Origin of the sequence: Aminobacterium sp. EBM-42 (genome assembly GCF_001896635.1) — a bacterium.
GTDB classification, from domain to species: Bacteria; Synergistota; Synergistia; order Synergistales; family Aminobacteriaceae; genus Aminobacterium; species Aminobacterium colombiense.
The window spans coordinates 1-12,452 of sequence record NZ_MPPC01000027.1 but is presented as its reverse complement, the minus strand read 5'-3'; the positions used below and the strand labels follow the sequence as shown (position 1 = coordinate 12,452).

Below are 12,452 nucleotides of genomic sequence, written 5' to 3'. Positions count from 1 at the left end.
CGCGAGGGAGGTTTTTTATGTGAACTTTCAAGAAATTATTTTCCGTCTCGAACGTTTTTGGGCTGAACAGGGATGTGTTATACAACAACCATATGACATAGAAGTTGGGGCTGGAACTATGAATCCCGCAACTGCTCTACGGGTACTTGGCCCCGAACCATGGAAAGTTGCATACGTTGAGCCTTCTAGAAGACCTACAGACGGACGTTACGGTGAAAATCCCAATAGGTTGCAGCATTATTATCAGTATCAGGTTATTGTTCAACCAGCGCCTGAAAACATTCAGGAGATCTATCTTGCCAGCCTTGGTGCCCTAGGCATAGAGCCCCAAGAACATGATATCCGTTTTGTTGAAGACGATTGGGAATCTCCAACCGTAGGGGCCTGGGGGCTGGGCTGGGAAGTTTGGCTTGATGGAATGGAAGTGACTCAGTTTACCTATTTTCAGCAGGTTGGTGGTGTAGATATGGCTCTGGTTCCTGCGGAGCTGACCTATGGCATTGAGCGTATAGCCATGTTCGTACAGAAAGTGGAGAATGTATATGATCTTGCCTGGGTTGATAATGTAACATACGGAGATATTCACCATTGGGATGAAGTGGAGTTTTCTCACTATAATTTTGAAATAGCAGACACGGATATGCTTTTTAAACTTTTTACCATGTATGAAGCGGAGGCGAATCATATCCTTGCTGAAGGGTATGTACTTCCTGCTTATGATTATGTACTGAAGTGTTCCCACACTTTCAATCTTCTGGATGCAAGGAATGCTATTAGTGTAACGGAACGAACAGGCTACATCTCCCGTATTCGGGCCCTTGCGAGTCTTTGCTGTGAAAGATATGCGGGAAGCCGCAAAGAGATGAACTATCCTTTTATGAATAAATTTTCTCGCTAGACCATGGAAGAGGTGAAGAGTCATGGCATATAAAAATCTTTTACTTGAAATAGGAACTGAAGAAATTCCATCACGCTTTCTTCCTGACGCATTAGAAACCATCGTAAGTTACGCTGAAAAAGAATTTGAAACAGCCCGCATTAAGCATGGACGGATAGGGGCATATGGAACTCCTCGCCGCATAGCTCTTACTATTAGGGATGTTCAGGAAAACCAGGAAGATAAAATAATGACCTATAAGGGGCCGACATGGGAGTCAGCCTTTGACGCCAATGGAAACCCAACTAAAGCTGCCATAGGATTTGCTAAGAGCAAGGGGGTTAACTACGAAGAATTAACCCATAAGGAAGTAGATGGGGTGCGTTATGCCTTCGCAGTCATTTCTGAACAGGGGAACCCTGTTCAAAATTTGCTTCCTCAAATACTAACTAATATTATGGGCCAGATTGTTTTTCCTAAGAATATGTATTGGCTTGATCCGACAATAAAATTTGCCAGACCTATTCGTTGGATCGTTGCCCTTCTCGATAAAGAAATAGTTCCCTTTACTTATGGCGGCATAGAAAGTGGCCGAACAACTAGGGGCCATCGCTTTATGGGATCCAGGAGCATTGATGTTGCCGATGCGTCAGAATTTATGGAAAAGCTATACGATAATTATGTTATCCTCGATCAGGAAAAACGAAAACAAAAAATGATTTCGGGCATAACCGCCCTCGAGAAAGAAATTGGGGGCAAAGTAGAACTTGACCCTGAGCTCGTTGATGAAAACCTGTATCTTGTAGAGTTTCCGATTCCCTTTTATGGTTCTTTTGACAAGAAATTTCTCGATATACCAGAGGAAGTATTGACGACAAGTATGAAAAAACATCAAAAATACTTTCCTGTACGAAGTGAAAACGGCAAACTTATGCCTTTCTTTGTAGGGGTAAGTAATAACAGGGCTACGAATATGGGGGTAGTGCGTGAAGGAAATGAACGGGTATTGCGGGCAAGGCTCGAAGACGCCGCATTTTTCTGGGCGGAAGATCTGAAAAAACCTCTTGCGGGATGTATAGAGGGGTTAAAGAGCATTGTTTACCAGGAAAAACTAGGGTCCCTTTACGATAAAATCAAAGCAACCCAGAAACTGGCGAAATATCTTTGTGAAAAACTTGGGTTTTTAGATGAGGCTAAACTTGTAGACAGAGCTGCCTTACTCTCAAAATGCGATTTGTTGACCAATATGGTGTATGAGTTCCCAGAACTTCAGGGAATTATGGGGCGTGAATATGCCCTTCGTAATGGGGAGCCGGAAAGAGTCGCAAAAGCTATTTATGAACAATATCTCCCAAAGTCCGCTGGCGACACTGTCCCATCAGATATCATAGGAGCAATACTTGGCATAGCAGAACGAATTTTTGTTATTGTAAATTGCCACAAGGTAGGTCTTCAGCCCACAGGTTCCCAAGATCCCTATGCTCTCAGACGGGCAGCACGATGTATTAACGAGATTATCTGGGGAGTCGATCTGGATGTAGATATTGCGGATCTTATCTCTCAAGCAGGACAAAATTTCGAGGTGCCTGAAAAGATACTAGAGCAATCCAGGAGTTTTTTTGAACAGCGGCTTCATGTACAACTAAAAGAAAAGGGCTATGAGCACGATCTTGTGACGTTGGCTATTTCAGTTGTTGGACGCAAACCTTTCCAGGCCCTTCACTTTTTAAATGTTGTTAATAAGGTGAAGAATGAAGAATGGTTTGTGGACCTTGTTACAGCAGCGGTACGGGTTAGAAATATCTTATCAAAGGCAGAAGAGTACTCCAAAGATATCGCCCAGGAGCTTTTTCAGAAAAATGTGGAAAATGAGCTGTTTATAGAAATGAATGAAATGACACCATTAGTAGAGGATGCTTTGGAAAGATATGATTGGGACGAACTGATGGTTCTACTATCGAGGCTTTCTCCACGTATCACGGCTTTCTTTGACGATGTTATGATTATGGATAACGACCTTGACATCAGGCAGAATAGATTAGCCTTACTTTCTCGCTGTAATAGTATTTTCAAAGAAGTTGGAGATCTGGGTGTCCTGAAGAACTAGGAGGGGGAAAATGAGCTCTCTGTCATTGTTTATAGTTTCAGACTCTACAGGAGAAACAGCGGAACATGTTTCTCACTCAGCTATGAGTCAGTTCGAGTCTTCCTTTAGTCAGGTTACCCGATTTCGCTATGTAGACTCAGAAGAAAAGGTGAAGGACATTTTACAACAGGCGGCGCTTGCCCGCCCTGTTGTTGTGTGTACTCTGGTGAATAGGAATTTAAGGCGGTCAATGGCCCTAAGAGCTCAGAAATTGGGGATACCTTTTGTGGATCTTCTTGGTTCCCTATTAGAACTTCTCGAGTTGAGGCTGGGGGAGGACCCCTTGGAATCGCCGGGACTGAATCGCCGTATGGATGAAGAGTATTTCAGGCGGGTTAAGGCTGTTGAATTTGCTATACAGTGTGATGATGGACGAAACCCACCGGCTCTTCCCATAGCGGATCTTGTTATATTGGGAGTTTCCCGAACGGGGAAAACGCCTCTTTCAATGTATATTGCGAATCGGGGATTCAAAGTGGCCAATATTCCGCTAATACCAGAAGTAGATCCTCCCCAAGAGGTTTTCTCCGTTCCCAAAGAGCGACTCATTGGCTTAGTTATAGATCCTTTAAAGTTAATACAAATACGAGAGGAAAGGCTGAAGCTTCTAGGGCTTGATCCGGCAGCTTCAGCCTATGCTAACAGGGAGAGAGTCAGACGAGAATTAGAGTACGCCAGTAATATAATGTCGCAGCTTGGCTGTCGCATCTATGATGTAACGGGTCGGGCAGTAGAAGAGAACGCACAGGAAATAATGGATCTTCTTCGGGGGTAGAATATATGCACGACATGAAAAAACAGGTTGAAGTTTTTGTGGTTTCCGATTTTACCGGAGAAACGGCGGAAAGCGTGGCACGGGCTGCATCAAGTCAATTTGACCCCCAGAGTGTAAAATTACGCCGTTTTCGCTACATTAACAATATAGATAAGGCAAGGGAAATGCTGGAGATTGCATCTTCTAAACACGCCATTGTCATTTGTACATTTGTAGATAAGATTGTGCGCCATTGGGTCATTGAAAATAGCGACTCCTTGAACGTTGATGTTATAGATGTTTTTGGACCGCTGCTCAACACTCTTTCTGATATTCTGGATAAAGAGCCTCTTGAGAAGCCAGGGCTTTCCCATGTTATGGACGAAGAGTATTTTAAACGGGTCAAAGCGGTTGAGTTTACCATCAGCTGTGATGATGGCAGCAACACCCATCTTCTTCCTGAAGCTGATCTTATTATTATTGGAGTTTCAAGAACGTGTAAAACCCCTCTTTCAATGTATCTTGCCCATAAGGGCATTAAAACAGCGAACATTCCTTTGATCCCTGATCTTGCTCCCCCTGAAGAATTATTTGAAGTGGATTCTTCTCGGATCATAGGTTTAACTATAGATCCAAAGGCTCTCATAGATATCCGTCTTAAAAGGCTCGTTATGTTAGGTCTTGATTCAGAAGGTTCCGACTACGCTCAGATAGCCAAGGTTTATGAGGAACTGGCGTATGCAGATTCAATCATGAAAGCACTCGGCGTAAGAGTTTTTGACGTTACGGATCGTGCCCTTGAAGAGACCGCACAAGAGATATTAGCTTACATCAGACATTAGATCCCTCCAATATTTAGACGAGGAGGTGAGTAATGCTATGAGAGATAAAGTACTCAACAAGTATGTTTATGATTTTGAAGAAGGAAACGCCACAATGAAGGACCTTCTTGGCAGTAAAGGGGCCAATCTTTCTCAAATGGTACAGAATGGAATGCCTGTCCCTCCCGGATTCATTGTGACAACTAAAGCCTGTGTAGAATTTTTAGAAGGGGAAAGTTTTTTAGTGGACAAAATTTGGCCGGATATACAGAAAGCAATTCTCAGAATGGAGGCTAAAACGGGCAAAAAATGGGGCAGTGGCCCCACTCCCCTTCTGGTTTCGGTGAGGTCTGGTGCCCCAGTTTCTATGCCAGGCATGATGGACTCCGTACTCAACCTTGGACTCAATCGGGATACGTTGGAGTATATGGCAGAAGCCTCTCAAAACAGAAGATTTGCTCTCGATAGCTACAGGCGACTGATTCAAATGTTCGGTGAAGTTGTTGCTGGTTTGAGTCCTGATCTTTTTGAAAAAGTTCTCGATGAAGCCAAGAAAAAAATAATTTACTATATGATTATCAAATTCCTGCCCAGATCCTTGAAGAAATTGTTGCGGCCTACCTTCACATTTATGAATCCCACACTCATTCTTCTTTCCCATATGACCCATGGAAGCAGTTAAAAATGGCTCTTGCCGCTGTTTTTAAGAGCTGGAACAACCCAAGAGCTATTACATATCGCAATCTTCATAGTATTCCACATAATTTAGGGACTGCTGTTAGTATAGTCTCAATGGTTTTTGGAAATCTTAACGAGCAGTGCGGCACAGGTGTATGTTTTACACGAAACCCTTCCGATGGTTCTGCAGACCTTTATGGGGAATTTCTCATTAATGCTCAGGGAGAAGATGTAGTTGCGGGAGTACGAACCCCTATCCCCATATCAGAATTGCGCTATATGATGGCTGACATGTTTAATCAGCTGGTTGATATCACAGGGTCTTTAGAAAGGTTTTATAAGGATATGCAGGATGTAGAGTTTACTATTGAAAACCGTAAGCTCTACATTCTTCAAACAAGAAGTGGTAAACGATCAGCAGAAGCAGCAGTGAGGATTGCTCATGATATGGTTCAGGAAAACCTTATAGGTAAAAGTGAAGCTTTAACTAGAGTTACGCCAAGGGAAGCAGAACTTCTTCTTCACAAACAGATAGGCAGCCAGGTGGATGTGCCTCTTGTAGCAGAGGGGTTGCCAGCGTCACCAGGAGCATGTTCAGGCATGATAGTGTTTTCTCCAGAGGCAGCAGTACAGTGGAATGATGAGGGAAAGAATGTTATTCTTGTACGCCCTGAAACGAGTCCAGATGATATTCATGGATTGGCTGTCGCGGAAGGTGTGGTAACAAGTCGTGGCGGAATGACAAGCCATGCTGCTGTTGTTGCCAGAGGTATGGGTAAACCTTGCGTAAGCGGTTGCGAAGAGCTTTTCATTGATGTGGATGAAAAGGTTCTTTACGGAGAAAGCCTGATCCTCAAAGAGGGGGATATTATTACAGTAGATGGAAGCAATGGTAGAGTTTATGCAGGAGAAGCCCCCCTTGTAGACGCAAAAATTACCAAAGAGCTCTCCGTTTTTCTTCAATGGGCAGACGAGGCGGCCTCTTTAGAGGTATGGGCGAATGCTGATACTCCCGAAGATGCCCGAAGAGCGAGGGAGTTTGGTGCTAAGGGAATTGGTTTGTGTCGGACGGAGCACATGTTTATGGCCCAGGATCGACTTCCTGTTATGGAGCATATGATAATGGCTCCGGATAAAGAAAGTCGCCTTAAAGACCTTGAACTTTTAAAGGAAATGCAGAAAAATGATTTTGCTGATATTTTTAGGGAGATGAGCGGCTGCCCTGTTATCATTCGCCTGTTAGACCCGCCTCTCCATGAATTTCTCCCAAAAGAAAATGTTATACGACAGCAGTTGTTCGAGATGCAAAGGGAAAAGGAATCCCCAGCACAGAAGAAAAAAATTTTAGAAATGGAAGCAGTGCTCAAAAAAATTGAGATGCTTAAAGAAATCAATCCTATGATGGGATTCAGAGGGTGTCGGCTTGGTATCTTGCATCCTGAAATTTATGAAGCACAGATTCGCGCTATTTTTGAAGCAGCTCTTTTAGTTCTAGGAGAAAGAAAAGCTGTTTTCCCAGAAATAATGATACCTCTTGTCGGTCTCTCTGAAGAAATGGAAATATTCCGCGAAATGGTAGACAGAATTGCCGAAGAGTACTATAAGAGTACAGGGATAATTGTTGACTACAAAGTAGGAAGCATGATAGAAGTTCCCCATTCAGTATTGGTTGCTGATAAAATAGCGAAAGTTGCAGATTTTTTTAGTTTTGGAACGAATGATTTGACACAAGCGGTTTTTGCGTATTCAAGGGATGATGCGGAGTCCAAGTTCCTACGGGCCTATTTACAGAAAGGCATATTGCAGGAGAATCCCTTTCATACCCTTGATCGAGAAGGCGTTGGAGAGATGATGCGTCTTTGCGTTAAAAAAGCGAGAGAAACACGACAAAACATGTCTTTGGGCATTTGTGGCGAACATGGCGGTAATCCAGAAAGTATTGCCTTTTGTCATATTATCGGCCTTAACTATGTCAGCTGTTCGCCCTTCAGGATACCAGTGGCAAGACTGGCAGCTGCTCAGGCTGCGCTGGGCTTCATTAATTAACGAGGAGGCAGTAAGATGGGAACATATAAGTATATCAGGTGGTTTTCGGAAGTTAATCGCAACGACATACCACTTGTAGGAGGAAAGGGAGCAAATCTCGGTGAATTGACTCAGAATGGGGTTGCTGTCCCTCCGGGGTTTTGTGTAATTGCTGGAGCTTACAGGGATTTTATCAGAATTTCTGGCCTCAATGCATCCATAGAGAACATAATTCGCAACATTGATTTTGAAAACACAGATGACCTTTCTGAAAAATGCGGAGAGATCAGAAAGCTTATTATGGAAGCGCCCTTTCCCAAAGAAATTGAAAAAGAAGTAAAAAAAGCCTATGCTCAGCTTGCCCAAAAAACTGGATTGGAAAATGTACAGGTTGCAGTCCGAAGTTCTGCGACAGCTGAAGATTTGCCAGATGCTTCTTTTGCGGGACAGCAGGATACCTACCTTCATATTCGAGGAGCAGAAGAAGTTTTAAAACATGTTCAGAAATGCTGGGCCTCCCTTTGGACAGCTCGAGCGACCTATTATCGGGAAAAACAGGACTTCAATCACTTTGAAGTAGCCTTGAGCGCTGTAGTACAAAAAATGGTTAGAAGCGAGAAGTCTGGTGTTCTATTTACAGCTAATCCTGTTTCCAATGACCTCAATCAAATTATGATCAACGCAAGTTGGGGACTCGGAGAAGCTGTTGTCTCTGGAGTTGTTACTCCAGATGAATTTATACTGGAGAAAGATCATCTCGATGTAGTGGAGAAAACAATATCTGAAAAGAACACCATGATCGTCGAAAAAGATGGAGATATAGGCACTGCAAAAGTTGCGGTTAAAGATTTTCTTGGGCCGGATAAGGTAAAGATGCAGTGCCTTACAGATATGGAAATAATAACCCTTGGCAAAGCTGGAAAAACAATAGAGTCCCTTTATAACGCTCCTCAGGATATAGAGTGGGCTCTCGACCAAGATACAAAGGAACTATATATTCTGCAGGCCCGTCCTATTACAACTTTAGCTAAAGGAGAGAGTTCTGTGGATCAGAACACAACCCCAAAAGAAACAAAGTTGAATGTTTTGGCAAGAGGTCTGGCGGCATCTCCAGGGACCGCAGTTGGAAAAGTTATCGTTATCGAGGATATAAATGAGATAGCGAGGGTAAAAGATGGCGACATCCTTGTAACGGGGATGACTAATCCTGACATGGTTCCTGCTATGCGAAAAGCTGCAGCCGTCGTGACCGACGAAGGTGGACGAACGTGCCATGCCGCCATCGTTTCAAGAGAACTGGGCATTCCCTGTATAGTAGGTTCGAAAAACGGGACGGCAGTACTTGCAGAAGGGGTGCTTGTTACAGTTGATGCTACTCGTGGCGTTGTCTTTGAAGGTAACGTTGTACCCGAAAAGAAAGAAGCGGAAAAAGCTACTCTAGTTTCACCAGGTGCTCAAGCTCTTCCGATAGAAGAGCTCGTACATCAGTTAGCGCCTATTACAGGAACAAAAATTTACATGAATCTGGGCGAGCCTTCTATAATTGACAGATATAAGAACCTCCCCTTTGATGGGATAGGGTTAATGCGTACGGAATTTATATTTACCAATATGGTTGGTATACATCCTATGTATCTTGTTAAGACAGGGCAGGGAAAGCTTCTTGTAGATAAAATGTCTGAGGGAATAACCACAGTGGCCCAGGCTATTTACCCCCGTCCAGTCGTAGTGCGCATGAGTGATTTCAGAACAAATGAGTTCAGAGGGCTTAAAGGCGGGGAAGAAGTTGAGCCTGTAGAGAACAACCCAATGATTGGCTGGCGTGGTGTTTCTCGGTACATTTCCTCTGAATATGAAGCGGGGTTCAGACTTGAATGTCAGGCAATGCGCAAAGTCAGGGAAGAGTACGGCCTCATAAACGTCTGGATGATGCTTCCTTTCGTTCGAACTACATGGGAGCTTGAAAGTGTCATGAATATCCTTTGTTCCGAAGGTTTGGAGAGGAGTTCTTCGTTTAAAATCTGGATCATGGCAGAAGTTCCGTCAGTTGTGTTTGCTGCGGAGGAATTTGCCCAGATGGTTGATGGTTTCAGCATTGGAAGTAACGACCTGACACAGCTCGTAATGGGAGTTGACAGAGATTCAGGCATATTGAACAACATGGGATACTTTGATGAAAGGAACATTGCAGTGCAGCGTGCTATTCGCACATTGATCCAAGCGGCGCATAAGCATGGGAAAACATGCTCCATCTGTGGACAAGGGCCATCTCTCTATCCGGATTTTGCCGAGTTCCTTGTAAGAGAAGGAATAGACAGCATGAGTGTCAATCCTGATACTGTAGCCTATACGAGAAAGCTCGTAGCAGGAGTAGAGCAGCGTATTATTCTTAACAGTATTCGAAACAGATAGAATAGACATTCATAGAAAAAAGGGCAGAACCGAGTTTTTCGGTTTTGCCCTTTTAATTTTTGAGTCGCATCTTTTATACGGCTTTAGTTTGTAATGCCGTATTGCTTTAGAAGGTCCTGGTAGCGTTCCTCGATTGTTTGGGCAGGGCTGGGATCGTCCTTGTACGGATCTTGCTCTCCAACAGGGATAACTGATTTTTGTGCTGGTTTGTGCGATAGTTGCGATTTTTCCTCAACAGTTGAAGACACCTTCACCTCTATATCGGAACCGGCGAGAGAGAAAGGAATATCTCCATCTGGGAATTTGGCATAAGTATAGTAATGTTCCTCGTCTTGAGGAAGAAGATAAAGTCTTGGAGCCAAGGAGTCATTTTGACAGGCAAAGATATCTCCTCCATGGATAGGACATGTGGTTGTAGGAGTCGATCCCGCTGGCAGAAGCAAGGTTGCGGCTGAACAGCCAGGAGCGGCTAAAAAACCAGTTTGCCTGCATACTCGAACAGCTTCTACTGCAAGACCCTGAGGGATATCAAAGGCCTGCGGAAGGTGAAGCACTTTAACAGCCTCGCTCATAAAACTCTTCCACACTGGTACTGCAATAGCACTTCCAGTTGCATTTCTACCAAGGGCTTTATGGTCGTCATTTCCTGCATAGACAATAGTGACAAGGCCAGGAACACCTCCTGCAAACCATGCGTCACTATACTCATTTGTAGTTCCAGTTTTACCGAAAGTTTCCCATCCGGGGATAAGGGCATTTCTTCCTGTACCAGCTCGAACCGCATCTTCCATGAGAGAGCGAATAACAGTTGCGGTGACAGGAGAGATCCCTTCTCGTATCTCTGGCTTATGGAATTCAAGCACGTCTCCATTCCCTGATCGAATTTCACGTATCATCAAAGGAGAAACAACATGACCTCCGTTGGCAAAAGTTGAAAAGGCCGTAGCCATTTCTAATGGTGTTACACTTGCGGTTCCAAGAGCAATCGATAAATCATGAGGCAAATGGGGAGAAGTAATTCCTGTGCTTCGTGCCATCTTTATAATATTGCTAACACCTGTAATGTCGGCCATGCGTACCGCCACTGTATTATAAGAATGAATGAGAGCGTCGAGAACGGTCACTTCCCCGTGAAATTTTTGGCCATAGTTGCCAGGCTCCCATGTTTTTTCTTCTCCCGGGACATCATATGAGAGAGGTGCATCAAGAAAATGATCAGTAGGCATAATGCCTTTTTCCAGAGCAGCAGCAAAGACGAAGGGTTTAAAGGCAGAGCCAGGCTGACGATAAGCCTGAGTAACCCTGTTAAATTTGCTTGTTGAAAAATCTTTTCCTCCCGTGAGGGCTAAAACTTCTCCTGTGAGAGGATCCAGTGCAACAAGAGCCCCTTGGCTTTTCAACATCTTGATCGCATTATCAGCTTTTTCCTGCAGATCCAGGTCAATGGTTGTGTATATCTCCATACCGCCGCTATATACAAGATCAGCTCCATAGGTAGGGAGGAGGTGATTAATGAGCAAGTGTGAAATAAAATAAGGGGCCTTGTTAAATTCCGTAACTTTATTTGGGACATGCTTTAAGTTAATTTCTTCAATATATGCTTTTTCTTTTGTTTCACTATCGATCCATCCGAGGTCTATTAAACGGCCGAGGACATACCCTTGGCGTTTTTTGGCGTTATTTATATTGTTGAGTGGGCTATACCGTTCTGGAGCAGCTATTAGACCTGCGATAACAGCAGATTCAGAGAGGGTAAGATTTCTTGATTCCTTACCAAAATAAGTTTTAGCTGCTGTTTCTATCCCCCAGGCGCCATGTCCAAAATATATGGTATTGAGATACATTTCAAGGATCTTATCCTTCGAGAAAAGCTGTTCCATGCGAATGGCGAGCATAATCTCCTTTGCTTTCCTTTTAATGGTCTTTTCCTGGGATAAGAAGAGATTACGAGCTAATTGCTGTGTAATAGTGCTACCTCCCTGGCGGGCTCCTCGATGGAGAATATCAACCATTAATGCTCTTCCAATGGCAGTAACTCTTATCCCGCCATGCTGATAAAAAGAGGAATCCTCTGCAGCTAAAGTACATTTCAGTATCCACGGAGAAATATCTTTCAATTGCACAGGTTTTCTATTCTCCGTAAATAATCGTGCTATAATCTCGTTATCTCTGTCATAAACCGTACTTGCCACGTTTTCTTTGTGAGCAAGTATTTGCGATGTTGTCGGGAGCTCTTCAGATATTTCTTTTATATAAAGAGCTCCAAAAACAAAAACAACGGCAATGCCTGCCGCCATTACCAATAGAACTAAAAAAAGTACTTTTCGGATAAGATATAAACCGCCAGATTGTGGGGGTTGTTTCCCGTCACGCTTTGCAGCGTTTGATTCGGGTTCTTTTCTCGTCATATTTAAAAACCTCCTCCAAACAACATGTTACCTAGTATAAATGTATTTTCAGGAGACTGCATCTTGTTCATTGACGGAGAAATTATATCATCTCAAAAGAATTTTTATAAAAACTTTAAAAAGGGCTTGCATTCCCTTCAAAGGCATGGTATATTTTTCGCCGTTGCCAGTTAGGGCAGCGATCATTACGAAGCTTGAAAAGAGAATACAGTGCGCAGATGTAAAGCGAGCCATTTAAGAAATTTATGGAGAGTTTGATCCTGGCTCAGGACGAACGCTGGCGGCGTGCTTAACACATGCAAGTTGAACGGGACGGATATTGAAGCGACTT

General features: G+C 43.5%; 8 protein-coding genes and 1 rRNA gene. 8 read left to right on the top strand and 1 reads right to left on the bottom strand.

The window, feature by feature from the left end; all coding sequences use genetic code 11:
* Window positions 1-19: 19 nt before the first annotated feature.
* From BUC50_RS08640 to ppsA, 7 genes are read left to right on the top strand one after another with little or no spacing between them, the layout of a single operon-like run.
* Window positions 20-898, top strand: coding sequence for a glycine--tRNA ligase subunit alpha (locus tag BUC50_RS08640; RefSeq protein ID WP_013048158.1), 879 nt, complete (start codon window positions 20-22; stop codon window positions 896-898).
* Window positions 899-920: 22 nt separating this feature from the next.
* The gene (gene glyS / locus BUC50_RS08635) at window positions 921-2,984 is read left to right on the top strand and encodes a glycine--tRNA ligase subunit beta (protein WP_273015021.1); all 2,064 of its coding nucleotides are present in this window, start codon (window positions 921-923) and stop codon (window positions 2,982-2,984) included.
* A 10-nt stretch (window positions 2,985-2,994) separates the two neighbouring features.
* Complete coding sequence (locus BUC50_RS08630; protein WP_013048160.1) at window positions 2,995-3,798, top strand: pyruvate, water dikinase regulatory protein; 804 nt, start codon at window positions 2,995-2,997, stop codon at window positions 3,796-3,798.
* Window positions 3,799-3,803: 5 nt separating this feature from the next.
* The gene (locus BUC50_RS08625; RefSeq protein WP_013048161.1) at window positions 3,804-4,619 is read left to right on the top strand and encodes a pyruvate, water dikinase regulatory protein; all 816 of its coding nucleotides are present in this window, start codon (window positions 3,804-3,806) and stop codon (window positions 4,617-4,619) included.
* A gap of 37 nt (window positions 4,620-4,656) precedes the next feature.
* On the top strand, window positions 4,657-5,280 hold the full coding sequence (locus BUC50_RS09675; protein WP_353743429.1) for a PEP/pyruvate-binding domain-containing protein: 624 nt from the start codon (window positions 4,657-4,659) through the stop codon (window positions 5,278-5,280).
* Window positions 5,181-7,322: a pyruvate, phosphate dikinase gene (ppdK, locus tag BUC50_RS08620; protein ID WP_353743431.1), complete on the top strand. Its 2,142-nt coding sequence runs from the start codon at window positions 5,181-5,183 to the stop codon at window positions 7,320-7,322. The genes BUC50_RS09675 and ppdK overlap by 100 nt, the downstream gene beginning before the upstream one ends.
* 15 nt (window positions 7,323-7,337) lie before the next feature.
* A complete protein-coding gene (gene ppsA, locus BUC50_RS08615; RefSeq protein WP_013048163.1) occupies window positions 7,338-9,713 on the top strand; it encodes a phosphoenolpyruvate synthase in 2,376 nt (791 codons plus the stop codon).
* A gap of 83 nt (window positions 9,714-9,796) precedes the next feature.
* Here the strand turns inward: ppsA and BUC50_RS08610 are convergent, their stop codons facing one another.
* A complete protein-coding gene (locus BUC50_RS08610; RefSeq protein WP_013048164.1) occupies window positions 9,797-12,121 on the bottom strand; it encodes a transglycosylase domain-containing protein in 2,325 nt (774 codons plus the stop codon).
* Window positions 12,122-12,363: 242 nt separating this feature from the next.
* On the opposite strand from BUC50_RS08610, the gene BUC50_RS08605 reads away from it, so the two are divergent.
* A 16S ribosomal RNA gene (locus BUC50_RS08605) occupies window positions 12,364-12,452 on the top strand; the annotation flags it as partial.